A 26,868-nucleotide genomic window follows, 5' to 3' on the forward strand; every position below is an offset into this window, starting at 1 on the left:
CGGACTTTGACTCCGTCATGCGCTGGTTCGAATCCAGCTAGCCCAGCCATTTACGAGCCATTAGCTCAGTTGGTAGAGCATCTGACTTTTAATCAGAGGGTCGAAGGTTCGAGTCCTTCATGGCTCATCATTTTTGCGGAAGTAGTTCAGTGGTAGAATACAACCTTGCCAAGGTTGGGGTCGCGGGTTCGAATCCCGTCTTCCGCTTAATTAATAAGGGGCCTTAGCTCAGCTGGGAGAGCGCCTGCCTTGCACGCAGGAGGTCAGCGGTTCGATCCCGCTAGGCTCCATCTAAATAAAAAAGCTTACATCATATGATGTAAGCTTTTTTTGTTTTTAAAAAGACAACTTTTATACTTGTCGTTTAAAATGAAGAAAACGTAAAAATAAGGGATGGGGAGATAATTGTGAAAGTTGTTATTGCATCTGATTCATATAAAGAAAGCCTAAAAGCTATAGAAGTATGTGGAGCTATTGAAAGAGGTTTTAGAGCAATTTTTCCTAATGCAGAGTATGTGAAAATACCAATTGGAGATGGAGGAGAAGGGACGGTTGAATCACTTGTTGATGCTACAGGGGGGAGAATTATATCAATTAGTGTGACAGGACCGCTTAGAGAAGGTATACAAGCTTTTTATGGCATTTCTAAAGATAAAAAGACAGCGTTTATTGAAATGGCAGCAGCATCAGGATTACAGCACGTTCCAGTTGAAAAGCGCAACCCACTTATTACAACGACAAAAGGAACAGGAGAACTTATATTACATGCGCTAGATCAAGGAGTGGAGTACATAATTTTAGGACTTGGAGGAAGTGCTACAAATGATGGTGGGGCAGGTATGTTAGCAGCTTTAGGAGTAAGATTTATAAATGACAAGGGTGAAGTAATAGATCCATCTGGAGGCACATTACATTCGATTGTTGCTATTGATTTTTCACGAATGGACCCCCGCTTAAAGGGGGTAAAGATAGAAGCGGCATGTGATGTGGATAATCCATTAGTCGGAATGCAGGGAGCATCTTTCATATTTGGGAGACAAAAGGGTGCAAATGTAGGGATGATGAAAGAGCTAGATGAGAATTTACAACATTATGCGAATATGCTTAAACGATATGTATTTTTTGATGTATCTGAAATACCTGGTGCAGGGGCAGCGGGAGGAATGGGAGCGGCTGTTATTTCAGTGTTAAAGGGAGACTTGCGGAGGGGCATTGAAATTGTATTAGATTATACAAATTTCGATAAACATATAGAAGATGCAAATCTCATTATAACTGGTGAAGGTAGAATAGATAAACAAACTGCATATGGAAAGGCTCCTGTGGGTGTTGCGGGGCGTGCAAAACGTTTTTCTGTGCCTGTAATTGCTCTTGGAGGGTCTGTATCATCTGATTATTCAGCTGTGTACGAGAAAGGAATAGATGCGGTATTTAGTATTACAACGAGACCGATGACACTAGAAGAAGCATATAAAGTAGCAGAAGAAAATATTGAAATGACAACAAAAAATATTGCAATAGTATGGAAAATAGCATCAGAAAAACACTTCTAAATGTAGGAGTGTTTTATTATTATTATTTAATAATAGTGATTGCGATTGTTTCATTAAGTTAACTTTATACATAGAATAGTCTTGAAATTTGGTTTTCAGTATGAATATAAGTGAATAAATTGTATATCCATACAGAAAAATGTCGAGTTGAGTCAGACTATATAAAAGATTTAAAATATTTAGTGAAGGCATAAAAGGGGGATACTATCTATGAAAAAAGAAATCTCAGTTATTGGAGTTCCAATGGATTTAGGACAGATGCGTCGTGGAGTTGATATGGGACCTAGCGCGATCCGTTATGCAGGGGTAATTGAAAGAATTGAAGAAATTGGATATGACGTTAAAGATATGGGAGATATATGTATAGAGAGAGAAAAAGAGATAGATGAAAATACAAAATTAAGAAACCTTACACAAGTTGCAACTGTATGTAATGAATTAGCAAGTAAGGTGGATCATATTATAGAAGAAGGTCGTTTTCCACTTGTATTAGGTGGTGACCATAGTATTGCTATCGGTACATTAGCTGGTGTAGCAAAACATTATAAAAACTTAGGCGTTATTTGGTATGATGCACACGGTGATTTAAATACAGAGGAAACTTCACCATCTGGAAATATTCATGGTATGTCACTTGCAGCAAGTTTAGGTTATGGACATTCTTCACTTGTAGATTTATACGGAGCATATCCAAAGGTGAAAAAAGAGAATGTCGTAATTATCGGTGCGCGTGCATTGGATGAAGGAGAAAAAGATTTCATTCGCAATGAAGGTATTAAAGTGTTCTCAATGCATGAAATTGATCGTATGGGGATGACGGCTGTTATGGAAGAAACAATCGCATATTTATCTCATACTGATGGTGTACACTTATCATTAGATTTAGACGGTCTTGATCCTCATGATGCACCAGGTGTTGGAACGCCTGTAATTGGCGGTCTATCTTATCGTGAAAGTCATTTGGCGATGGAAATGTTAGCAGAAGCTGATATTATCACATCTGCTGAATTTGTTGAGGTAAATACGATTTTAGATGAGAGAAATAGAACGGCAACAACAGCAGTTGCTTTAATGGGTTCTTTATTCGGTGAAAAACTAAAATAAATGTAAGAAAAGCAACTGAGAAGTTGCTTTTTTTATTTGAAAATAGGCGTATAATAATGATTTATATTATACTGTACAATAAAAATGTTTGACATCTTACCAATTTGAGCTAAAGGGGGTTGTTTGTAATTGTCGTTTGTTTCATGTATGGTATAATTAACTAGTTGTTGGAAATACATACAGATAGAGCATAAAACAATATTTCAATATATGGATAGAATTGCTCGTAAGTAGGAGGAAGGGATAGCATGCCTTTTGAAGATACGACCATTTTGAAATATCTTAGTACGGCATTAGATATTGCCATTGTATGGTTTATTATATATAAGCTAATTCTTATAATCCGAGGGACGAAAGCTGTTCAACTTTTAAAAGGGATTACAGTTATTATCGTCGTTAAGATGATCAGTATTTTCCTTGAATTGCGTACGCTATCTTGGCTAACTGAACAAGTATTAACGTGGGGATTTTTAGCCGTTATTATTATCTTTCAGCCAGAATTGCGAAGAGCACTTGAGCAGCTAGGGCGCGGAAGTTTATTTTCGCGTGTTGGAACGCATGAGGATGATGAACCTGAAATGGTTGCAACAGCGATAGCAAAAGCAACCGAATATATGGGGAAACGTAGAATTGGTGCATTAATTACTTTGTCAAAAGAGACCGGTATGGGTGATTATGTGGAAACGGGTATTCCGCTGAATGCAAACGTATCATCGGAATTACTTATTAATATTTTTATTCCAAATACACCTCTTCATGACGGAGCGGTAATTATGCAAGGAAGTACAATTAAAGCAGCAGCATGCTATCTTCCATTATCAGAAAGTCCGTTTATTTCTAAAGAATTAGGAACTAGACATCGTGCTGCAATGGGAGTTAGTGAAGTTACTGATAGTATTACAGTAGTTGTGTCTGAAGAAACTGGTCAAATTTCTTTAACGAAAAATGGTAAGTTGCATCGTGATTTGAAGACAGAACAGCTGAAGGATATGTTATTAGCTGAATTTAGTGGAAACGAAAAAACGACTTCTTCGTCTTTATGGAATTGGAGGAGAAAGCGTCATGGATAAGTTAATGGAGAATCATTGGTTTTTAAAAGGGATCTCATTACTATTGGCGTGTATGCTTTTTATGTCAGCGACGTTAACTGAAAAAAATACGACATCAGGTATATTACCTTTTGCAAATGATACGAAAGAAACATTAACTAATTATGCTATTAATCTTAAGTATGATGAGGAGAAATATATTGTAAGTGGTATTCCGGCAGAGGGCGTTAAAGTAAAATTAGAAGGCCCAAAAGCATCAGTTGCTACAGCAAAAGCAAAAAAACAATTTGACATACCGGTTGATTTGCGAGATAGTCCAAAAGGAACTTATGAGATTTCTTTAAAAACGAACGGGCTTCCAGATGATGTGAAAGGAACAGTTCAGCCATCAACAATTAAAGTTACTCTTCATGAAAAGGCGAGAAAATATGTTCATGTAGATCTGAAATTATCAAATGAGGATCAGATGCCAGCGGGGGCTACTCTAGAAAAATCAAGCCTTAAACCGGATACTGTTGAGGTAGTTGGGACGAAAGAAGAAATTGAAAGCATTTCATCTGCCAAAGCGTATGTTGATTTAAAAGGTGTTAATAAAACTGTTACAAAAACGCCCGAAGTTACATTATACAATAAAGAAGGAAAACGTTTAAATGTAAGAACAAGTCCATCTAAGATTAGTGTAACGTTGAATGTGGCAACGCAAAATACAGCCAATAATACTGAAAAAACTGTTCCTGTAACGTATACGAAGAAGGGGAGTTTAGCAGAAGGATTGGCGGTTACAAATATCAGTGTTGAACCGAGAGAAGTAACGATAGCTGGTCCAAAAGATATTTTGGATAATATACAATCGCTAGAGGGGGTCGAAGTAGATCTTAGTCAATTGACAGAGTCTACAACATTCGATGCCTCTGTTTTATTACCCAAGGGTGTAACAAGTGCCAAACCGAATCAAGTGAAGGTTTCGGTGGGAGTGCAAAAAACAAAACAAACGAAAACAAAAACGATTGATGGTATCCCAATCCAGAAAAATGGACTTTCTAAAGATGTTACTGCTCAGCTACTTTCGCCACAAGATGGAAAGATAAGTGTTGATATTTCAGGAGAAGCAAGTATAGTAGATAAAATAACAGCTGCTCAAATAACAGCGGTAATTAATCTGCAAAATGTATCTCCAGGAACGAAAGATATTTCAATTCAAGTGAGTGGTCCTGGTAATATTTCAATAGAGCCAAAACAAAAAAGTGCTAAAGTTACTATTGTGAAGAAAGAAAAACCAGATAAAGAAGTACAGGGTAACGGTCAACAACCGGATTCAAACACCGATCAAGAAAATCAAAATGAGAAACCAAAAAATCCTGAACCTGATTCAGAAAAAGAACAGGAAAAGAATCAAAACCAAAATCAAAATCAAAATCAAGATAAAGATAAAGAAACGAGTCAAGAACCAACAGTAGATAATCACAATCAAAAAGAGCAAGAAAAAGGAGCGAATCATAATGGGTAAATATTTTGGTACAGATGGAGTACGCGGAGTTGCAAATAAGGAGTTAACACCTGAATTAGCTTTCAAAATTGGACGTTTTGGTGGTTATGTATTAACAAAAGATACAGATCGTCCAAAAGTAATTATTGGTCGTGATACACGTGTATCTGGCCATATGTTAGAAGGAGCTTTAGTAGCAGGGCTATTATCAACTGGAGCAGAAGTAATGCGCCTTGGCGTTATTTCTACACCGGGCGTTGCTTATTTAACAAAAGCACTAGACGCACAAGCGGGTGTTATGATTTCTGCATCTCATAATCCAGTACAAGATAACGGTATTAAATTCTTTGGTTCAGACGGCTTTAAATTAACAGATGAGCAAGAAGCTGAGATTGAAGCTTTATTAGACAAAGAAGTTGATGAACTACCACGTCCGACAGGTACTAATCTTGGACAAGTGAGTGATTACTTTGAAGGTGGACAAAAATATTTACAGTACATTAAACAAACTGTTGAAGAAGATTTCTCTGGCCTACATATCGCTTTAGATTGTGCACATGGTGCAACTTCTTCTCTTGCTCCATACTTATTTGCAGACCTAGAAGCTGATATTTCAACGATGGGAACTTCTCCAAATGGTATGAATATTAATGAGGGTGTAGGATCTACACATCCAGAAGGCTTAGCTGAATTGGTAAAAGAAAAAGGTGCGGATATCGGACTTGCTTTTGATGGCGATGGCGACCGTTTAATTGCTGTAGACGAAAAAGGAAACATCGTTGACGGTGATCAAATTATGTTCATTTGTGCGAAGTACATGAAAGAAACTGGTCAATTAAAACATAATACAGTTGTTTCAACTGTTATGAGTAACTTAGGTTTCTACAAAGCACTTGAAGCAAATAATATTACAAGTGATAAAACAGCAGTTGGTGACCGCTACGTAATGGAAGAAATGAAGCGCGGAGGTTACAACCTAGGTGGAGAACAATCAGGCCATATTATCTTACTTGATTACATTACAACTGGTGATGGAATGTTAAGTGCACTTCAACTTGTAAACATCATGAAAATGACGAAAAAGCCATTATCTGAGCTTGCAGGGGAAATGACGAAATTCCCACAATTGCTAGTAAACGTTCGTGTAACAGATAAAAAATTAGCATTAGAAAATGAAAAAATTAAAGAAATTATTCGTGTTGTAGAGGAAGAAATGAACGGTGATGGCCGTATTCTTGTTCGCCCATCTGGAACAGAGCCACTTATTCGTGTAATGGCAGAAGCACCAACACAAGAAGTTTGTGATGCATATGTACATCGCATTGTAGAAGTTGTGAAAGCCGAAGTTGGCGCTGAATAATTAGCTGAATTTATATGAAAAAGGAGCACAAAAAGTGCTCCTTTTTCATATGTTTTATAGACGATGAAAAAAATTTCATTGACGGTTTATCCATGTTTGTTATAAGATGGTCTTGTTCTTTTTCTCAAAGGAAATATTGTAAATTATAAAAGCGCCAGAACTACAAATAGTGTAGTTGACGAGGTGGGGTTTATCGAGATTTCGGCGGATGACTCCCGGTTGTTCATCACAACCGCAAGCTTTTACTTAAATCATTAAGGTGACTTAGTGGACAAAGGTGAAAGTGTGATGAGAGAAGAGGAACGGATGAAAACTAGCTGTATAAGTATATACGGACTTAAACCCAATCGAGAGGAAGGTGAAAGCCGTTACAAGCTTACAGGGCTAGCAATATGTAATCCGTTTTTTAGTATAAATAAAAATGGTATCGGACTATGTCGTTACATGTTCGCAGAGCAGTGTAAGCATTTGTAACGGCGACTAAACATGTGTGGAATCGTAGGATTTATTGGAGAGCAAGATGCAAAGGAAATTTTATTAAAAGGTTTAGAAAAGCTAGAATATCGTGGATATGATTCAGCAGGTATTGCAGTACAAGCAGAGAACGGTGTTGTTGTATACAAAGAAAAAGGCCGTATCGCAAAACTTCGTGAAATCGTAGATGAGAACGTAGCAGCAAGCGTAGGTATCGGACACACACGCTGGGCTACACACGGTGTTCCAAGTAAAGTAAACGCGCATCCGCATCAAAGTACATCAAAACGCTTTACATTAGTTCATAACGGTGTAATTGAAAACTATGAATTAGTGAAAAAGGAATATTTACAAGATGTAACGTTCGTAAGTGAAACAGATACAGAGGTTATCGTACAGCTTATGGAACAACAAGTGAGCACAGGATTAAGTGTAGAAGAAGCGTTCCGTAATACGCTATCTCTTTTACATGGCTCTTATGCAATCGGATTACTTGATGCTGAAAATCCAAACATGATTTATGTTGCTAAAAACAAAAGCCCGCTATTAGTAGGTGTTGGTGACAACTTTAATGTTGTGGCAAGCGACGCTATGGCGATGTTACAAGTTACAGATCAATTCATTGAGTTAATGGATAAAGAAATCGTAATCGTAACGAAAGAAAGTATTACAATTAAAAACTTACAAGGTGAAACGATTGAACGTGCACCGTTTACAGCGGAATTAGACGCAAGTGATATTGAAAAAGGAACATATCCTCATTTCATGCTTAAAGAAATCGATGAGCAACCACTTGTAATCCGTAATATAATTCAAAAGTATCAAGATGAAAATGGCGAAATTGAATTAAATCAAGACATCCGCAATGCGATTTTAGATAGCGATCGTATTTACATCATTGCATGTGGAACGAGTTATCATGCAGGTCTTGTTGGAAAACAATTTATCGAGAAGTTTGCAAAAATGCCAGTTGAAGTACACGTGGCAAGTGAATTCTCTTACAACATGCCATTATTAACAAAAAGACCATTCTTCATTTACATTTCACAAAGTGGTGAAACAGCTGATAGCCGTGCAGTACTTGTACAAACAAATGAAATGGGTCATAAAGCATTAACAATTACAAACGTGCCTGGTTCTACGCTTTCTCGTGAAGCTGATTATACACTTCCGTTATACGCTGGACCAGAAATTGCAGTTGCATCAACGAAAGCTTACACAGCACAGCTTGCAGTACTTTCAATTTTAGCGGCTGATATTGCTAAAGCAAAAGGTGAAGTTCTTGATTTCGATTTAACACACGAACTAGGACTTGTAGCAAATGCAATGATAGAACTTTGTGATCAAAAAGAAGAAATGGACGCATTAGCAAAACAATTTTTAGCAACAACGCGTAACTGTTTCTTCATCGGACGTAGCGTAGACTTCTACGTAGGATTAGAAGGTGCGTTAAAACTAAAAGAAATCTCTTACATCCAAGCAGAAGGATTCGCTGGAGGAGAGTTAAAACACGGTACAATCGCTTTAATTGAAAATGGTACACCAGTTATCGCACTTGCTACACAAGAGCACGTAAACCTTGGAATTCGTGGTAACGTGAAAGAAGTAGTAGCACGCGGAGCTAACCCATGTATCATCTCAATGAAAGGCTTAGAAATGGAAGGTGACAGCTTCGTATTACCAGCTGTACACGAAGCGCTAGCACCGCTAGTAGCAGTTATTCCATTACAACTTATCTCATACTACGCAGCACTTCACCGCGAGTGTGACGTTGATAAGCCACGTAACTTAGCTAAGTCTGTTACTGTTGAGTAGGAGATTGGTAGGTTAATAAATATAGTTATGCGTTTGAAATAAATTTTGATAGTTTATAAAAAAGTCTGATCGTTTATAATAAATTAAAACTAAGAAAAGAACTCTGTAAAAATCATTTTACAGAGTTCTTTTAGTTATTTATTGTTTTACATAACAAATTGTTACTTGTTCGTCTATGTGGAAAATCTGTAATGCTTTACCATCTAAATTTTTAACCTCATATGATGAATAAATAGGTCGTTCCAATTTCACTTCTTGACCATTTTGAGTTCCTTTTTCCACCATTAGCGTTAACTGATGGGAAGAAACGTCTGCTTGGTATGTTCCTGTTAAGTAATTATCTTTATTTGGATAAGAACCATTTGCATATGTTTCAAATGTCTTATCTGCTTTTAGGACTAACGTAGTTTTGACTCCGTCTCCGTAATCAATACCCCAATTACCTACAAGCTCTGTACCGTCTTTATAGTTGTTCTGTACATTCTTAAACTTAGCCGAACCCTCGTCTGGTGTATCAATTTTTCCTTTGAATATACCAGTTTTATCTTGGGTACTGTATGTTTTAACTGTATTACCACTAGATAAACTCGGTGAGTTAGAAGAACTAGTACCACTTGTTGTAGAAGTAGTTGTTGAACTACTCTTAGCTTCCGCTTTTAACTTATCAAATACAGGTTTCCAAATGCGTTTTGCTTCATCTAATTTATTGTTTGCTTTATCTATGATTGCATCATCCGTATCTTTAAGTGTTTTAGAGTAATCAAATAACTTCGATACTTCTTTGAAAGATTCTTTTAACTTTTGAACAGCTTTTACAATTTCCTTATGATCTTCCTTGTATTTTCCTGGTGCATCTATACGCTCTATTTTATTAAATACTTTATCTAAGTCTTTAATACTATCTCGTACCTCTTCATTTGACTTACTTCCCTTTTTATTATCCCTCACAGAAGCATCATAGTAATCTAGACGTCTTAATAAGTCTTCTTCAATGTCTACCATAAGTTGTGGGTAATCCTCAGGTAAAACCATAATCATCTTAACATCTTTACTTTCTTCTTTTGAGTTAGTTGATTTTTCCTTTGTTTCAGATGATTTACCTTCTGTCTTAGTTTCTTTACTTTCTTGTTTACCAGATTCAGCATTTGTTTTTTCTTTTTCTCCAAATAAATTAGTTACACTACAAGCTGACATAGAAACTACTAATCCGGATGCTAGTAAAATTTTACCTGTACTCTTTTTGAAATTCTTCATATGATTTTTCAATTCTCCCTCTAAAAACATAAAATAGATGTGCTTTAGCCCCTTTAAAACTAAAAAACATACCCCTTCTATATTTATTTTATAATACCTTTCTATGTATAATATTTTACAATTAATTACAGATTCGGTCAAAATTTATCTTAGTTTAACGATGTTCACAAAAAAGATACGAAGCTTTATTCTTCAAGTAAAGATTCTAAGTGAGTTTTGATTAAAATTTTTTTATAAAAATCTCATACTTAGTTAAAAAGAGTAATTCTATTTTGATCAATCGTTTTTTCAAAATGAATTTTTTTGTTGTTAAATAAAGATTTGTGACTTCATTTTTATCAAATTTTATTCCAAACCAACATATAGTTATAGCTTTAAAATAAATTTACAAATTTGCACCCCTTTAGATATTTTATCTAAAGGGGTATTTTTGTGTCGAAAAAGAACATCTAAAATTGATAAGCGGAAAGAGCCCTATAGATTAAAGTTTTACTTTATCGGAGTCACTTTTATTTATCTGAATTTTCCGTTACTATTTTAAGTATCCGTGAACAATTTCCTTTATTACGACAAGAAGAGACGGTAGATTCATGGACATTACAAGGGGGCTTATTATATGAAAGTGAAAGCAAAAACATATTTAAGTATAGAAGAGATTATTTCATTACCAACCGTATCAAGTACAAACATAAGTGATGATGGTAAAAACGTAGCATTTGTTAAGAAGACGGCTGATTGGAAAGACAATACATATAGGAATCATGTATGGATATATGAAAAAGATAAGAAGCAGAGTTACCCATTATCAAATGGTGATATAGATAGTACACACCCATTATGGTCTCCAGATGCTAGGTGTATCGCATATCTTAGTCCAGTTGGTGACGGGGAAAATCAGATATTTGTTAAGTCACTAGATGATTATAGAGAGGTTCAAATTACTGATGAGAAAGAAGGAGTCAGTACATTCAAATGGGGTCCTACTGGCAAGGGGCTTTATTATGTTACGCAGTCAAAAGAATGTGAAGAGATAAAGAAACGTAAGGAGCTATATGGAGATTTTCAACATATAGGTAAGGAACACCAGAATGATTGTTTATATTACATTGAAATAGAAAAGGTGATACAAAGTGATACAGATGAACACGAGAACAGAGTTGTTTATCAATTAACGGATGGTAAGGACTTTCATATCCATGAATTTGATATTTCAAATGATGGTAAAAAGGTTGTATTTATAACGACACCAAGCTCAAATATGGCAGATTATATAAATGGAGATCTATACATACTCCATATTAAAGCTGGAGAGCTACAAAAGCTGAATGTGGATAAGTTGTTGGGAGGGAGTGTTTGTTTTTCTCCTGACGGCAGTAAAATATGTTACACAGCAAGCATAAGAGAGAAGGATTACTATAGAAACCATATACAAGATAGTACGTTAGAGATATATGATATGAATACTGGAGAGGTAATTCAGCCTCTAACAAACTTTGATAGTACAGTTATGCCATTACAGTGGACAGCTAAAGGAATTTTAATTAGATGGCAGGATAAAACGAATTATCGTATTGGATTACTAGCTGAAGATGGCACTGTGGAAGCATTAAGCGACAAGATAGATGGCTTTATAATGGATGCCTCTATAACAAAGGATGGAAATCATATAACCTATAATAAGGCTATAACAAATGAAACCTTTGAAATCTATTTAGACGATAAAAAAATAACGGATGAAAATAGCTTTTTCAAAGGGAAACTTAAAAGTAACAGGGAAATCATCTCATGGAAAAGTAGTGATGGTCTTGAAATAGAAGGTGTTTTATCAGCGCCAGTAGAGTTTGACACTAATAAAAAATATCCTTTATTAGTAGTAATTCACGGTGGTCCGGCTTGGGCATCTTTTCCGATATTTTCAGACTGCTTCAATGAGAAATATCCGATTGAACAGTTTGTTGAAAAAGGCTTTATCGTTTTAGAGCCAAATTACAGAGGAAGTTCAGGTTATGGTAATGAATTTTTAAAAGCTAACTATAGAAAACAGGGGATTGCTGACTACGACGATGTTATATCAGGAGTTGATAAACTAGTTGATCAAGGGATAGTAGATAAAGATAGAGTAGGAGTTATGGGATGGAGCAACGGTGGATATGTATCAGCTTTCTGTTCTACATTTAGTAGCAGGTTTAAAGCTATTTCAGTTGGCGGTGGAATAACTAACTGGAGTACCCATTATGTAAATACAGATATACCTTACTTTATTAGAATGTATTTAGGAAATACTCCATGGAATGATCCAGATATATATACGAAGACATCACCTATGACGTATATTAAATCAGCTTGTACGCCTACCTTAATTCAACATGGGGAAAAGGATGCAAGAATTCCGATTACAAATGCATATGATCTATATCAAGGATTAATGGATATGGAAGTTGATACAGAATTAATTATATTTAAAGGAATGGCATATAGTTCTGACCAACCAGGAGTTCATGTGGCTATTATGAAGCAGAACTTGATGTGGTTTTCACACTATATGCTTGAAGAGAGTATGGAGGGTTTTAGGACTTTGTAATAGATGTTTGTACAAGACATATGATTGAAACGGTCTTCATATTGAGATGATTTATTATAAAATATATACTTAAACTACTATCAGTACATACATCAGGGAGGACTAATATGACAGGAAATAAAAATGACTTACTAGTAGAAAAACGTGAAGAGTTATTGAAAGTATTGCAAGCTCGTTTTGAGAAAAACATGAACCGCCATGAAGGTCTTGAATGGGGTAAAGTTGAAGCGAAGCTGACTACTAATAATGAAAAATTGTGGTCACTTAACGAAATGGAAGTAACTGGTGGTGAGCCGGATGTTATTGGTTATGATGAAGAAAAGGACGAATATACTTTCTATGATTGTTCAAAGGAGAGTCCTAAAGGCCGCAGAAGTCTTTGTTATGATCTTGAAGCGTTAGAATCAAGAAAAAAGCATAAACCAGAAAATAACGCTATTGATGTGGCGGCCGCTATGGGTATTGAGTTATTAACGGAAGAACAATATCGAGAGTTACAACAACTTGGAGATTTTGATATGAAATCATCGAGTTGGGTACAAACACCTTCAGATATTAGAGAGCTTGGTGGTGCTCTATTTTGCGATTATCGCTTTGGACATGTTTTCGTGTACCACAATGGAGCAGACTCTTACTATGCTGCCAGAGGTTTTCGTGGTTCGTTAAAAGTTTAAATTAGGATAAATAAGAAAAAGAGCCTATATTCAGGCTCTTTTTCTTATTTATATTTTAAAAGTAAATTGTTACTACGCAGTTTTACTTAATTTATATATTCCGTGGTTGTTTTTACGGAAAAGTTTAGGGAAAACATAGCCATCTAATCCAATACGTCCAGCGTTCTGCCCTGCAACTAAAATGAACATAGTCAAAATAAGCAGGTTTGGGTTTACACTAACAGTTCCGCTTAATAAAAATGAAAGATTCATTATGATTCCGAAAAATGCAGCTGTTTTTGTTAATCCGCCTAAAATCAAACCTAGACCTACTAAAATTTCTCCCCATTGAACTAAAAAGCTAAATAGGTCTGCGTTTGGAAGGACAAAATGTTGAAGAAAATCTGCCCACCAACTTTGTACTGCAGGATGGTCACCTGATGCTTGAGCAATAGCACCCTTTAGAAAACCGCTTGCGTCAAAAGATTGTCCGAAGACTTTGCCTATCCCAGCAGCGAGCCATGTATATCCTATGTAAAGCCGTAAAAGTAATAATATGAAAGTAGCACGTTTATCAGTTCTTAAAAAATTGATAACCATTGAAATCCCTCCAATATTGTATTTACACGTTTATTATATATCTAATGTGAAAAGATTCACAATAGATATAATGTGAACAAATTTATGATTTTTCATTTGTGAAATTGTACAAAGCATTTTGAAGTTTATTTTTGGAAGGTGAAGAATAAATGTGGTCTGGGAGCTATCTATTGTAGTAGAGAGCTCCCAGAGTAAATAGATTCATTTAGTTTTTTTAGTGTATCTGCGCATTACGTATTATTTCTCTGGCTTTATATAAGGAACAATTTGCGCAGTCACCCCTACAGAAGCACCACGAATAAAGTCTTGGTTTTCTAACGCCTTAAAGTTTTCCGTTCTCCCAGTTAGCATAACCCCTAAAATTTTCACTTGATCAAATGGTTTGTCCTTGTTTGATTTTAAAAACTTCTGGATATCTTTATCATGACCATCGTCATCGTATTGGTTAAGTGAATCAACGAACTCTTTATAGGCTTCTCCAGGTGACTTGTCTGGATTAAATCCATAAACGGGCATACCAGCAGGCCCTTTGCTTTCATCTCTAATTGGTGAGGTCATGTATAACCATACAATGTTTAAGTTGTCTGGAATCTTCTCTTTAATTTCTTGTAGTGTGTAGGGCTGGTTGAAAGAAATAGCAACTTCGGCAACATAGTTATTCATTTGTGAAACTTCCCCTAATTCATTTTGGACACCATCAAAATATTCCTTAATAGCGGGATTATAAAATGTTGCAAATTTTTTCTTTGTTTGTTTATCATACTCATAGAACTCTGTATCGGACCAATAAAATCCGGGTGTTAATTCATTGGTATCAATGTTGATACGGAGCCAACCATAGGAACTTGTTAAAGTGTTCCATGGGACTACATAACCATTAATATTTTTAGATCGATTTGATATAATATTGCCGCCAAACATAGTTGAATTACTTGTAACTTGAGAATCGATTTGCACATTAGGTTCGGCAATTGCATTATGTAAAAAGAGACTTTCGTGAAGCTTTGTCGAACTTTTCGCCGCAAAGTAATTGCCAACTTTATAAATTATAGGTATAAGCATGATTACAACGATAATTGAGGTAATGATGATTTTAAGTAACTGTTTTCTTTGAGCTTTTTTTAATGCATCTTTTAAAGAAGTATCCATTAAGGTTTTCCTCCTACTGTAGAATGAATTGTTTTACGTGCACGATGTAATTTTTGTTTTACGCTGTTCACTTGAATATCTAGTATTAGAGCGATTTCTTCATATGAAAAGTTGTAATAGTATTTTAAAAAGAAGGCTTCTTTATATTCTGTTTTTATATCTTTTAATAAATAGAAAATCTCATCTTTATTTAAAACAGCGTCTAATTCTCGGTCTGTATATTGTAATTTTGAATAAATATCTTCAGTTAAATAGATGTTCTGTTGCTCTTTTTTTCTCTTTAAGTCAATGTATTCATTTAATGCCACCCTAAAAAACCATGGTCGTATGTTACTCTCGGTTAGGTGATCTAGCAACGTATATACTTTATAGAAAGTATTTTGGATGATGTCTTCTGCATCTTCTTTTATAGCCCCTTTCGCTAGTAGTAGTTTGAACACTTCCTCCCCTAGATTGATAAGATAGGAGGTAAATATATTTTCTTTTCCCATCACTTTTCCTCCCTACACTTATACAACGAATAGGTAATGATAAATGTATACACTTAAATTTAAATTAGTTATTAACTATGGTTTATAGTACACGATACTTTATAAATAGGAGTGGTTATTTTATCTTTTGAAATATTAAATCTTTAGTGCTAAAATAAAATTTGGAGATATATGGAGAGGAGACAAAGACTCAATATGTGGATGAACTTGTAATGATTAGAAACTACTAGATAGATAAATTTTGCTCTCATAAGCGAGGGTTTATTTAGTTATCTGTAAATCATTCAAGGAATGCATATTTGGCTTGTACATCCCTTTTATAAGGATAGGTGCCTATTTTATGTATCTGTCTTTTTTGTGGGAAAGTTTATATCTCTTATATAAAATATGCGTCCTTTAAACTTGGAGGAGTATATGATGAACCAATTAAAAAATAAAGTAGCAGTTATTACAGGGGTAAGTCGTCTAGATGGTATAGGGGCAGCGATTTGTAAAGAATTAGCTGAATCAGGATACGATATATTTTTTACGTATTGGACATCTTACGATAAAGAGATGCCTTGGGGCGTTGATAAAAATGAACAAATACAATTAAAAGAAGAGTTACTAAAAAACGGTGTTAAAGTATCAAGTATGGAGTTAGATTTAACTCAGAATGATGCACCAAAAGAGCTTATAAATAAAGTTACTGAACAATTAGGGTACCCTCATATATTAATTAATAATGCAGCATATTCTACGAATAATGATTTCTCTACGTTGACTGCTGAAGAATTAGATAAGCATTATATGGTAAATGTTCGTGCGACTACATTGCTCAGTAGTCAATTTTCCCGGGGATTTGATAAGAAATCTGGTGGTAGAATTGTTAATATTACTTCGGGGCAATTTCAAGGTCCTATGGCAGGAGAACTAGCTTATGCGACAACGAAGGGAGCTATTGATGCTCTTACTAGTACGTTGTCAGCAGAGGTAGCTCATTTAGGAATAACAGTGAATGCAATTAATCCAGGACCAACCGATACAGGATGGATGACTGAAGAGATAAAACAAGGGTTAAAGCCGATGTTTCCTTTTGGCAGAATTGGTGAGCCAAGGGATGCAGCTAGACTCATTAAATTTTTAGTAAGTGAAGAGGCCGAGTGGATTACTGGGCAAGTTATTCATTCAGAAGGTGGATTTAAAAGATAAAAAAGAAGGCATCTCACCAGGGTGAGATGCCTTCTTTTTTAATCTTTCTTCAATCTTCGTGCAACACCATTCCCTAAAGACTGTAATCCTTGAACGAGGATAATTAAAATAAAGACGGTTGCATACATTACTTCAGGCTCGTAGCGTAAATGTCCGAAGCGGTATGCTAAATCCCCTAGCCCGCCAGCACCTACAAGGCCAGCCATTGCTGTTGCGCCGATTAAGCCGATCGTTGCGATTGTTAATCCGAGTACAAGGGAGGAACGAGCTTCTTTCACCATGACGTGCCAAATGATTTTTATAGTAGAGACTCCCATCGCTTGGTAGGCTTCAATGACACCGCGATCGACTTCTAGTAAAGCTGTCTCCATTAAACGTGCGATATAAGGGGCTGTGAAGACGACAAGCGGTACGATAACACCTTGCACGCCAATGGACGTTCCCATTAGAAATTTTGTAAAAGGTAAAATAAAGAATAATAGAATGATAAATGGAAGAGAGCGAATGATATTAATAATTGTATTAAGAATAGGATAGATGATTTTATTTTCACGCTGCCCACCAGGTCTCGTTAAAACAAGTGTGACGCCAAGTGGTAATGCAATAAGGATCGAGATGAGTAATGAGATAGATGTCATTTGAAAGGTTTGGATTGTGGCTTCCCATATGACTTTACCCCATTCATCCAAAAAGGACTTGTTTCCCATAATCTGTTCTACCTCCTTCTACGATGATTCCTTGCTCTTGTAAAAATGATAAAGCATGGTGGATTTCATTTTGTTCCCCTTGCATATGAACGACTAGTTTCCCATATGCTTCATGTTTTAACTGCGTAATATTACCGGATAAAATATTCGGATACACTTGGAAACGTTTTGTGGCAACGGCTAAGGCAGGTTCCCCTGAAGTAGTGCCAATAAATGAAAGTGTTACAATTTCTCCAGTACTTTGTAGTTCTTTCTGTACCTCTTTTGGAATTTTCGCTGCAAATGCGCTATTTACAAATTTCTTCGTGGTTACATGTTGTGGGTTTGTGAAAATATCTTTTACAGTCCCACTTTCGACTACAGATCCATGTTCCATAACAGCAACGCGGTCACATATACGCTGGATGACATTCATTTCATGTGTAATGAGTAAAATCGTAATTCCGATTTCTTCGTTAATCTTTAATAACAAATCAAGGATAGAATCGGTTGTTTCGGGATCTAATGCGCTCGTTGCTTCATCACTTAATAACACTTCAGGTTCATGTGATAGCGCACGAGCAATTGCAACACGCTGTTTTTGACCACCAGAAAGTTCGCTTGGATACGCATCTTTTCGATTAAAAAGATCGACAATGCGTAAATACTTTTCTACTCTTTTTTCAATTTCTGCTTTTGGAATGCCAGCAAGCCGTAACGGTAATGCGATATTTTCATAAACGGTAACAGTTTTAAGTAAATTGAATCCTTGGAAGATTATTCCGATTTTTTGTCTCGCTTTTGCTAGTTCTTTTGTCGATAACGTTGTTAAGTCTTGTTCGTTTACAATGATATTTCCTGTCGTTGGTTTTTCTAATAAATTTACACATCGAATCAATGTACTTTTACCAGCGCCACTATATCCAATGATTCCAAATACCTCGCCTTTTTCTACTTTAAGGGAAGTAGACTTAAGAGCCTCAACATTCCCTTTTTTTGTTGTAAATACTTTGGATATGTTTTTTAATTCAATCATTATCGTCAGCTCCTACCAAGATGGTAAAACTGAACCATCAAATTTTTTCTCGATAAACTCTTTTACTTCCTTAGACTGATAAGCTTTCTTTAATTTATTTACAACGGCATCATCTTTATTTTCAGTACGAACAACGACCCAGTTCACATATGGTGAATCTTTTCCTTCGCGGAAGATAGAATCTTTCGCTGGACTTAATTTTGCACCTAATGCAAAGTTTGTGTTAATTGCAGCTGCTTTCACTTCACTTAGTTGCGTTGGTAATTGAGATGCCTCTAATTCGACAATCTTTAATTTTTTTGGATTTTCAATTACATCTTTTGCAGTCGCTTTTTCTGTAGCCTTTGGATCAACTTTTAAAACCCCTGCTTTTTCAAATAATTTTAAAGCTCGAAGTTCATTCGTTGGGTCATTTGGTACAGCAATTGCGTCGCCCTCTTTTAAGTCTTTTACATCTTTTATATCTTTAGAATATACGCCCATAGGGAATGTTACTGTTGAAAATACTTCAGCTAATTTCATATTGCGTTCAGCTTTAAATACATCTAAATACGATTTCGTTTGGTAGCTATTTACATCAAGGCTTTTTTCATCTAAAGATACGTTTGGCGCTACATAATCATTAAATACTTTTATATCAATTTCGAGACCATCTTTTGCTGCAACTTCTTTTACCTTTTCAAAAATTTGTTCATGTGGTCCACCTGTTACACCGACAGTAATCTTTTTCTCGTCTAATGCTTTTACCTCTTTATCTGAACTCACGCTACATGCGCCTAATAATAATACTGCTCCGCTTACAATGCTTAATAATACCTTTTTCATCTATAAATCCCCCTTCATATACGTTCCAAAATAAAAAGCACCTCCCAAAAATAAGAGAGGTGCCGAATAGACGAAATAGATTCCTCTCTTATCTTCCAAAACGAAAACTCGTTTTGCAGGAATTAGCACCTTAGCTTATACGTCATAAGCTCGGTTGCCGGGCATCATCGGGCCAGTCCCTCCGCCACTCTTGATAAGAGTATGTGTATGTAGTTTTGAATATGGTACTAATAGTAAATCGTACAAAAAGAATTGTCAATGATATTTTCTGAATATATTTTATTTTAAGATAATCGAAACATTCCCCTTTTTATGTCCTTTTTCTACATATATATGAGCTTCAGCAATTTCTTCTAATCGGTAAGTTCTATCAATAACAGGTTTTAGCTTTCCTGTTTCAGCTAGTTGTTTTAGTAGGTTCATATCTTCTTTACTGACCTTTGCCATCATTCCGTTCACAGATACATATTTTCCATTAGGCATTAATGCATCTGTACAAAGAGACTTTTTATATTTTCCAACTGCATCAAATATAATATCGTAGTGCTCGCCCTGCTTAGTAAAATCTTCTTTCATATAATCAATTACGTTGTCTGCCCCTAAAGCTGTTACTAATTCGAAATTCGAACTACTACAAATGGCTGTGACAGTCGCCCCGAAGTATTTAGCAAGTTGTATGGCAGCTGTCCCTACTGACCCAGAGGCGCCGTATATAAGTACTCGTTGCCCTTTTTTTATCTGTCCTTTTCTAAGGAAGTGCAATGCTGAAGTTCCGCCGAAAGGAATAACGGCAGCTTCTTCATATGTCACATTGGTAGGTTTTAATGCTATTAATCCACTTTCATGCACGCATGTGTATTCCGCATAACCACCAAGGTTTAGTTCTGTTAATGCAAAAACTTGATCTCCTTTTTTAAATTGTGTTACATCTGTTCCAATGTCTTCGATTTCACCGGATAACTCTACGCCAAGTATAGGTTTTCTCGGTTTTCTGAAACCTAATATGATCCGCATAGGAATCCAAAATAAGAGGGGGCTATTAAAGCCACGTATTCTACAATCTCCAGTCGATACACTTGTTGCGTGAATTTTAACTAATACTTCATTTTTTTTAGGTTTAGGCTTTTCTACATTTTGAAGCTGGAGAACATTAGGTGGTCCGTACTTTGTACAAATAATCGCTTTCATAATGACCTCCTGAAATGAGTTGTTATTATTTACATCATATTTAAACTTTTTCTCAAACATGTTGTTATATAGGAAATAAATTTAAAGATAAATATTACGAATTATATAGATTTCATAGGAAAAGAGATGATATTATTTTTGGGAAGGAGGGGACGTTATGAAAAAACTTATTTTAATTTCAAGTTTAGTACTTGCAGTCGGTCTAGGAGTAGGGTGTAGTAATGAGAAAACAAAAAAGACTGACGAACCGAAAAAAGAAGCTGTGCAGAAAGAAAAGGAATTAACAGCGAAGGATGTTTTTAATAAAGCGAATGAAGCTTTTAAAAACGAAGAAAATGTAACGATGACATATGATGTGGGAATAAAGGCTGAAGGAACAGAGATGAATGTAATAAAGGCTAAAATGCAACTAGAGCCGAAGAAAAGAAATTCTCGTTCTGAAATGAATGTTTCTGGTACAGAGGTTGTTGTTTATGATGTGGGTGGCAAAATTGCTGGTCAGTTAAAAAATCCTAATACGGGTGAAATTATGTCTGTACCAGAGGAACAATTGAATGCTAACGGAATGAACGCGACTCAAGGAATGGTAGATAATTTAGAGATTCCATCGGAAATTTTAAATAAAGTAAAGATGGAGAAAAGTGGAGATAATTATAAGCTGAAGTTTGCATTAAAAGGGCAAGAGACAGAGAGTATGCTAGCTAGTATGGATGAAAAGCAGAAACAAATGCTACAAGGCCAAAATGCAAAGATAGAAGAAATAGATGGGGAATATATTATTACAAAAGATTTTAAATATGAATCAGCAAAGATAGATATGGTTATGAGTAGCAATGGTGAGGATAAAGCGCACATTATTACGGATGCAAAGTTTACATCGTATGATAAATTTGATCCAATACAATTGCCAGCAGCAAAGTAATCACTGTCAAGAGAGGTACCTGAAAGAAAGGGTATCTCTTTTTGTTGCTAATAAGGAGAGTGTCCTTTGAAAAAAAGAAAGATAGCAGCGGTCATTGTCGCATATACGGTTTTGCTTGCAACGTCTGTACATACGTATAAAAAACAAATTGATCATCCTATTATGAGTGATGTAGGTAAATTGCTTCCGACAAAAATAAAACGTGTTGAAAGTGCTACGGAAGAGCACTCGTTAATAAAATTAGTGCGAGATGCAAAAGTTTCAGGAGAGAAAATTTCCATTGCAGGCATGCAACATAGCCAAGGAGGACAGACATATTATCCGAATGGCACGATGCTCGATATGAAAGGATATAATAAAATATTAGAATTTGATCCAGAGAAGAAGCGGATTACAGTTCAAAGTGGTGTCACCTGGAATGATATTCAGAAGAAAATAAATCCTTATGGCCTTGCGGTACAGGTCATGCAGTCTCAAAATATTTTTACTGTTGGCGGTTCATTAAGTGTAAATGTACACGGGCGTGATATTCGTCATGAGGCACTGATTGATACAGTAGATTCATTTAGATTGTTAATGGCAGATGGCACGGTACGTAATGTAAGTAGAGAAGAAAATGCAGAGTTATTTCCATATGTCATTGGGGGTTACGGTTTATTTGGAGTTATTTTAGATGTGACGCTGAAGTTAACAGATGATGAATTATATGAAATGCACACGAGAATGATAGATTATAAAGAATACGCATCTTATTTCAAAGAGAAAGTGAAAAGAGATGAGAATGTTCGTATGCACTTAGCGCGTATTTCTGTTGCTCCAAATTCATTTTTAAAAGAGATGTATGTGACAGATTATACTTTGGCACAAAATCAAAATATGAGAGAAGAGTACAGTGAATTAAAGGAAGAAAATATTATAGCTGCACCGAAATTTTTACTTGGGTTATCACGTTATAGTGATTGGGGAAAGAATACATTTTGGGATATACAAAGAGGTTATTTTGAACGTACAGATGGAAAGTATGAGACGCGTAATAATGTTATGAGATCAGATAGTGCTTTTATGGAATATGAAAATCCAAATAGGACCGAAGTGTTACAAGAATACTTTGTGCCTATAGATGCTTTCACAGAGTATATAGATGATTTACGTAACGTATTAAATGAAGATGAGTTTAATTTACTCAACATTACGATTCGTTACGTGGAAAAGAATGAAAATGCAGTTTTGTCCTATGCGAAAGATGATATGTTTGCGCTGGTTCTTTTGATTAACCAGGGACGCTCAGAGAGTGAGATAAAGAAAACAGAGGATGTCATTCGAAAGATGATTGATGTTACTTTAAAGCATAATGGTAGTTACTATTTGCCGTATTATTCTTATCCAACGAAAGAGCAGTTAAAGAGGGCATATCCTCGCATTGAAGAATTTCTCAAGAAAAAGAAGGAAATAGATTCAGAAGAGAGATTTGTGAATTTATTTTATAGGGAGTATACGAAATGACATATAGAAGATTTGTGGCTTCGCAAAGTATCATCATGATGGCAGGAAGTATGGTATTTCCTTTTTATATATTATTGCTTCGAAACGTTGGAAATAGCTTCTCGCAATTTGGCTGGGCGTATGGCTTATTTGCTTTAACATCAGCACTTGTATATCCACTAGTGGGAAAGGTATCTGATCAAGTAGGGGATAAAAAATTATTAATCATATACGCTTGGTCCATGGCAATCTTAATGCTTTGCTTTCCAATTGCCACGGAAGTTTGGCATGTGTATATTCTTCAAATTGTAATGGGCGTTTTAGGTGCTGTGCAGCGTAATACTGAGAAGACTTCGTTAGCACGAAAGGTTGCGCAGGAAAAGGCTGGTTATGAGATTGGAAAATACCATGTGTGGACATCCATTGGCGGAGCAGTAGCGGTTATTGCCACGGGATATTTAGTAGATTTCTTTACGATTGGTACAATTTTTTATATTGCATCTATTCTATATGTAGTGAGCGGGATTGTATTAAGTAGTAAAAAAATATAACTATTCCTATTTTCACCTTAATAACCTTTATTTGTTATACTAAAAGGGAATACAAAAGAAAAGGGGACAGTGCCTTTGATGAAATTTGTAGTTTTAGCTATTCTTACTTTGTTTTTGATTCCATGGACAAGAAGTAGTAGTAAGCTTCGAGCAGTGGATAAGAAGGGAGATAAGAAGGTTGTAAAGGGTAAGAAATCATCTATTTTAGTTATTCCTGTTTTATTTTGGATAGGTATTGCAATCTATGAATACTTTTGGCTAATTGATGATCGAGTAGATTCGATTCTTACTCATTATTCTGTTGCAGTAGCAATTTTAATTGGGCTTGTTTTATTTTCACAAGATCAAATAGGGAAATTAGAAGGTACATTAAAAGGACTTCTAATGTTTATTTTACTCGCAAGTTACGGCTACTTTGGTTATTTGCACGATATAGTAATCTCGCAAAAGAAATATGATTCTGTTGTTAAGGTAGAGAAAGATATTTCAGAGCCATTTACTGAAAATGACCAGCCGTTTACAGTGCCGCCAAAGACAGCGGAGAATAAGATGAAAAAAGTATTTGGTGATATTCCAAAAGTAGCTTATTTTGAGCTAGGAGAATTAACGCCACAAATGGTAAACGGCGAGGCTTTATATGTAGCGCCGATTGAAGTTTCAGGATTTTTTAAAGCGCGTAAAGCTGAGACAATTCCAGGGTACGTAACGATGTCAGGTACGAATCCTGATGCGGAAGCGAAACTGCACCTCGGTTATAAAATGAAATATGTGCCAAGCATGTTTTTTGGTAATAATTTAGAGCGTGTGGTAAGGCAAGCAGAACCAAATTTAATCTTTAAAGGAAAACCTAAATTTGAGGTTGATGATAAAGGAAAACCATATTATACAATGACGTATGGTGAATTTATTTCAGGAAGATCTGGATTTGAGGTAGAAGGTGTTGTCGTAGTAGATGCACAAACAGGTGAAGTGAAAAGATATGATAAAGGAAAGGCACCTAAATTTGTTGATGGTGTATTAAATCATGAGACTGCATCTACGTTAAATACGTACTTTGGCAAATATATTCACGGATTTTGGAATACGAAATTCTCGCAAACAGATATGAAAATTCCGACTGAGTGGGGAACGAAAGAAGGCGTGACCCCGATCTTTGGTAAAGATGGAACACTGTATTATTTTACAGACTTTACTTCTCCAAAAGAAGGAGTAGATTCAGCTCTAGGCTATTCATTAGTAGATGCACGCACAGGCAAGCTATATTACTATAATGGAAAAGAAGTAAAGGGGATTATGGATGGTTCAGCAGCTACAGAAGTAGTAGATAATTCCTTTAAGAGAGAGAAATGGCATGGGACAATGCCTGTCATTTATAACGTATACGGTAAACCAGCTTGGATTATTCCGGTTGTTGATGACGGAGGCCTAGTACGTGCGCATACAGTTGTATATGCTGCTAATGCAAAAATATTTGCGACAGGTTCTTCGCAGAAAGAAGCGCTTGAGAATTATAAAAACGTAATGAGCGGTAATGGTGATACATTTAGACCAACCTCAACAGGAAAAGAAGCACAAAAAGAAGGTATTGTACAACGTGTATATAAAGAAAAATCAGGTGAAAATACAATCGTGTACGTACTTTTAGAGAATGAACAAAAGGTATTTATGATACCGGTGAAGAAATTCCCATATGCTATGTTTACAGAAGTAGGAGACCCAATTCAAATTACATATTTAGATACGGGAGAGACGATGGCCTCGGTATCTAAATTTACGAATAGCAATGTGAAAAAATAAAGCGGTAGAATTTCTATCGCTTTTTTTACATTATGAAAGAGGAAAATGCACTGTACTTGACGTATGTTTATGATGTAACTATAATTGTTACGATTCAGTGTGTATAGGAAAGGGTGAATTGAAAAAGTGAATGAAGTTAATCACGAAATATATAAACCTGTAAAGGCAAACAGGTTGTGGATGATTCTTGTATTAGGGACACTTACGGCGATTGGGCCATTATCTATTGATATGTATTTGCCTTCATTACCGAAGTTAACGGATGACTTGCAAACAGGTGCATCCCTAGCGCAGCTTACATTAACAGCTTGTTTGCTTGGGTTGTCAGTAGGGCAATTATTTGTTGGCTCAATTAGTGATATTTACGGAAGACGCAAACCACTTATTATTGCTCTTATTATTTATGTTGCTTCTTCTTTACTTTGTGCTGTTGCGCCATCTATTTGGACATTAGTATTATTGCGCTTCCTACAAGGAGCTTCAGGATCAGCCGGGATTGTTATATCACGTGCGATGGTAAGAGATATGTACTCAGGTTCTGAAATGACGAAGTTTTTCTCACTGCTTATGTTAGTAAACGGAGCAGCACCTATTTTGGCACCGATTATTGGGGGGCAATTGTTACAGTTTACAACGTGGCGCGGTGTTTTCATCGTTCTTGGAGCAATTAGCGTATTCATGTTAATCTCAGCTACTTTTGTATTGCGTGAAACATTACCTCCTGAAGAAAGAGAAACAGGTGGTTTGTCAGGGACTTTGGCGACGTACGGAAAATTGTTAAAGGACCGTCTATTTATGGGATATGCATTGTCACAAGGATTAGTAACAGCGGCAATGTTTGCATACATTTCGGGCTCACCATTTGTGTTGCAGAACATATACGGAGCATCACCACAGCAATTTAGTTTATTCTTTGCGATTAATGGCATCGGTATTATTATTGCTAGTCAGGTAACGGGTCGTTTAGCGGGGAAAGTGAATGAGAAGACATTATTTGTTGCAGGTATTATTATCGCAGCTGTTGGTGGCCTATCTTTACTACTGACAATCGTACTAGGAATAGGTTTAATTGGTGTTTTATGTTCGTTATTCCTTGTCGTATCAAGTGTCGGGGTTGTATCAACAACTGGGTTCTCATTAGCGATGAGAAATCAGAAACAAGCTGCAGGAACAGCATCAGCTTTATTAGGTTTATTACAGTTTATTTCAGGAGCTCTTGTTGCTCCGCTAGTAGGTATCGGTGGAAGTAATACAGCATTACCGATGGGTATTGTTATTGCGCTTTGTGAAGTAGGAGCAGTGTTATGTTATCTATTTATGGCCAGAAGAAGTGAGAAACAGTTTGAACTGCAGCAAAAACAAAATCTAGAGGCTTAACAAAAAAGAACTGATTCAAAGGGAATGTTTGAATCAGTTCTTTTTTCATTTCTTTGAAATACCTCATACAGTTTTGTAAGGTGATGTAGTAAAGCATTGCAAAAGTTATTTGTATAAAGTGACGATACTGTGACAAACATGTTGGTATATATATTACGGTGTCGTCTTAAGTGTAAAAAGTAGGATGTTCTCGGTATAATAACAAGTGGAGATAAAAGAAACTATAATGAGTAATAGTTGTAGA

Annotated in this window: 23 protein-coding genes, 3 tRNA genes and 1 riboswitch; of the genes, 18 read left to right on the forward strand and 8 right to left on the reverse strand. The window is 35.8% G+C overall.

Annotated elements, in window-relative coordinates; genetic code table 11:
- The first annotated feature begins 54 nt into the window (after positions 1-54).
- From AU379_RS26975 to glmS, 10 genes are all read left to right on the forward strand, one after another.
- Positions 55-127, forward strand: a tRNA-Lys gene (locus AU379_RS26975).
- A gap of 8 nt (positions 128-135) precedes the next feature.
- A tRNA-Gly gene (locus AU379_RS26980) sits at positions 136-207 on the forward strand.
- Between the two features lie 10 nt (positions 208-217).
- Positions 218-290: transfer RNA gene (locus AU379_RS26985), tRNA-Ala, on the forward strand.
- A gap of 117 nt (positions 291-407) precedes the next feature.
- Entirely contained in the window at positions 408-1,553 is a 1,146-nt protein-coding gene (locus AU379_RS26990) for a glycerate kinase (protein WP_061140064.1), read from the forward strand.
- A gap of 210 nt (positions 1,554-1,763) precedes the next feature.
- Positions 1,764-2,657 carry an arginase gene (rocF, locus tag AU379_RS26995; protein ID WP_000711563.1) on the forward strand — a complete coding sequence of 298 codons (894 nt, stop codon included), beginning with the start codon at positions 1,764-1,766 and terminating at the stop codon, positions 2,655-2,657.
- 248 nt (positions 2,658-2,905) lie between these two features.
- Positions 2,906-3,727: a diadenylate cyclase CdaA gene (gene cdaA, locus AU379_RS27000; RefSeq protein ID WP_001115697.1), complete on the forward strand. Its 822-nt coding sequence runs from the start codon at positions 2,906-2,908 to the stop codon at positions 3,725-3,727.
- On the forward strand, positions 3,720-5,213 hold the full coding sequence (locus tag AU379_RS27005; RefSeq protein ID WP_061140065.1) for a CdaR family protein: 1,494 nt from the start codon (positions 3,720-3,722) through the stop codon (positions 5,211-5,213). The genes cdaA and AU379_RS27005 overlap by 8 nt, the downstream gene beginning before the upstream one ends.
- Positions 5,206-6,552 (forward strand): phosphoglucosamine mutase, encoded by a 1,347-nt coding sequence (gene glmM, locus AU379_RS27010; RefSeq protein ID WP_000521476.1) that lies wholly within the window; start codon positions 5,206-5,208, stop codon positions 6,550-6,552. Before AU379_RS27005 ends, glmM begins: the two co-directional genes overlap by 8 nt.
- Before the next feature lie 288 nt (positions 6,553-6,840).
- Positions 6,841-7,026, forward strand: a complete 186-nt coding sequence (locus AU379_RS27015; protein WP_001206405.1) for a hypothetical protein — start codon at positions 6,841-6,843, stop codon at positions 7,024-7,026.
- Between the two features lie 12 nt (positions 7,027-7,038).
- A complete protein-coding gene (glmS, locus tag AU379_RS27020) occupies positions 7,039-8,841 on the forward strand; it encodes a glutamine--fructose-6-phosphate transaminase (isomerizing) (RefSeq protein WP_061140066.1) in 1,803 nt (600 codons plus the stop codon).
- 138 nt (positions 8,842-8,979) lie between these two features.
- Here the strand turns inward: glmS and AU379_RS27025 are convergent, their stop codons facing one another.
- Positions 8,980-10,095 carry a DUF3994 domain-containing protein gene (locus tag AU379_RS27025; protein WP_061140077.1) on the reverse strand — a complete coding sequence of 372 codons (1,116 nt, stop codon included), beginning with the start codon at positions 10,093-10,095 and terminating at the stop codon, positions 8,980-8,982.
- Positions 10,096-10,711: 616 nt separating this feature from the next.
- Between AU379_RS27025 and AU379_RS27030 the strand changes: the two genes are divergently transcribed.
- Together AU379_RS27030 and AU379_RS27035 are read left to right on the forward strand one after the other, a co-directional pair.
- A complete protein-coding gene (locus tag AU379_RS27030) occupies positions 10,712-12,676 on the forward strand; it encodes a S9 family peptidase (RefSeq protein WP_061140067.1) in 1,965 nt (654 codons plus the stop codon).
- Between the two features lie 107 nt (positions 12,677-12,783).
- Positions 12,784-13,350 (forward strand): DUF4256 domain-containing protein, encoded by a 567-nt coding sequence (locus AU379_RS27035; protein ID WP_025966056.1) that lies wholly within the window; start codon positions 12,784-12,786, stop codon positions 13,348-13,350.
- Positions 13,351-13,422: 72 nt separating this feature from the next.
- Here AU379_RS27035 and AU379_RS27040 read toward each other — a convergent pair whose 3' ends face one another.
- The 3 genes from AU379_RS27040 to AU379_RS27050 form a co-directional block, all read right to left on the reverse strand.
- On the reverse strand, positions 13,423-13,929 hold the full coding sequence (locus AU379_RS27040; protein WP_000236366.1) for a DoxX family protein: 507 nt from the start codon (positions 13,927-13,929) through the stop codon (positions 13,423-13,425).
- Between the two features lie 237 nt (positions 13,930-14,166).
- Positions 14,167-15,078 carry a sigma factor regulator N-terminal domain-containing protein gene (locus AU379_RS27045; RefSeq protein ID WP_000381492.1) on the reverse strand — a complete coding sequence of 304 codons (912 nt, stop codon included), beginning with the start codon at positions 15,076-15,078 and terminating at the stop codon, positions 14,167-14,169.
- The gene (locus AU379_RS27050; protein WP_061140068.1) at positions 15,078-15,569 is read right to left on the reverse strand and encodes an RNA polymerase sigma factor; all 492 of its coding nucleotides are present in this window, start codon (positions 15,567-15,569) and stop codon (positions 15,078-15,080) included. The genes AU379_RS27045 and AU379_RS27050 overlap by 1 nt, the downstream gene beginning before the upstream one ends.
- Positions 15,570-15,983: 414 nt before the next feature.
- Between AU379_RS27050 and AU379_RS27055 the strand changes: the two genes are divergently transcribed.
- Positions 15,984-16,760 carry an SDR family oxidoreductase gene (locus tag AU379_RS27055; protein ID WP_061140069.1) on the forward strand — a complete coding sequence of 259 codons (777 nt, stop codon included), beginning with the start codon at positions 15,984-15,986 and terminating at the stop codon, positions 16,758-16,760.
- A 38-nt stretch (positions 16,761-16,798) separates the two neighbouring features.
- On the opposite strand, the gene AU379_RS27060 is transcribed toward AU379_RS27055, so the two are convergent.
- The 4 genes from AU379_RS27060 to AU379_RS27075 form a co-directional block, all read right to left on the reverse strand.
- On the reverse strand, positions 16,799-17,467 hold the full coding sequence (locus AU379_RS27060; RefSeq protein WP_050964590.1) for a methionine ABC transporter permease: 669 nt from the start codon (positions 17,465-17,467) through the stop codon (positions 16,799-16,801).
- Entirely contained in the window at positions 17,442-18,482 is a 1,041-nt protein-coding gene (locus AU379_RS27065; protein WP_000571308.1) for an ATP-binding cassette domain-containing protein, read from the reverse strand. Before AU379_RS27065 ends, AU379_RS27060 begins: the two co-directional genes overlap by 26 nt.
- 12 nt (positions 18,483-18,494) lie before the next feature.
- Complete coding sequence (locus tag AU379_RS27070; protein ID WP_000756992.1) at positions 18,495-19,307, reverse strand: MetQ/NlpA family ABC transporter substrate-binding protein; 813 nt, start codon at positions 19,305-19,307, stop codon at positions 18,495-18,497.
- Positions 19,308-19,392: 85 nt separating this feature from the next.
- A riboswitch (SAM riboswitch) is annotated at positions 19,393-19,507 on the reverse strand.
- A 79-nt stretch (positions 19,508-19,586) separates the two neighbouring features.
- Positions 19,587-20,495, reverse strand: a complete 909-nt coding sequence (locus tag AU379_RS27075; RefSeq protein WP_000643865.1) for an NAD(P)-dependent alcohol dehydrogenase — start codon at positions 20,493-20,495, stop codon at positions 19,587-19,589.
- A 157-nt stretch (positions 20,496-20,652) separates the two neighbouring features.
- Between AU379_RS27075 and AU379_RS27080 the strand changes: the two genes are divergently transcribed.
- From AU379_RS27080 to AU379_RS27100, 5 genes are all read left to right on the forward strand, one after another.
- Complete coding sequence (locus tag AU379_RS27080) at positions 20,653-21,417, forward strand: DUF6612 family protein (protein ID WP_000733616.1); 765 nt, start codon at positions 20,653-20,655, stop codon at positions 21,415-21,417.
- Positions 21,418-21,483: 66 nt separating this feature from the next.
- The gene (locus AU379_RS27085) at positions 21,484-22,920 is read left to right on the forward strand and encodes an FAD-binding oxidoreductase (protein WP_000746275.1); all 1,437 of its coding nucleotides are present in this window, start codon (positions 21,484-21,486) and stop codon (positions 22,918-22,920) included.
- Positions 22,917-23,450 (forward strand): MFS transporter, encoded by a 534-nt coding sequence (locus AU379_RS27090; protein WP_000222367.1) that lies wholly within the window; start codon positions 22,917-22,919, stop codon positions 23,448-23,450. Before AU379_RS27085 ends, AU379_RS27090 begins: the two co-directional genes overlap by 4 nt.
- 78 nt (positions 23,451-23,528) lie before the next feature.
- Positions 23,529-25,247 carry a DUF3981 domain-containing protein gene (locus AU379_RS27095; protein WP_000674048.1) on the forward strand — a complete coding sequence of 573 codons (1,719 nt, stop codon included), beginning with the start codon at positions 23,529-23,531 and terminating at the stop codon, positions 25,245-25,247.
- A gap of 117 nt (positions 25,248-25,364) precedes the next feature.
- Positions 25,365-26,624, forward strand: coding sequence for a multidrug effflux MFS transporter (locus AU379_RS27100; protein WP_223153447.1), 1,260 nt, complete (start codon positions 25,365-25,367; stop codon positions 26,622-26,624).
- The last annotated feature ends 244 nt before the right edge of the window (positions 26,625-26,868 follow it).

This window comes from Bacillus sp. JH7 (assembly GCF_001563515.1).
Lineage (GTDB): Bacteria > Bacillota > Bacilli > Bacillales > Bacillaceae_G > Bacillus_A > Bacillus_A cereus.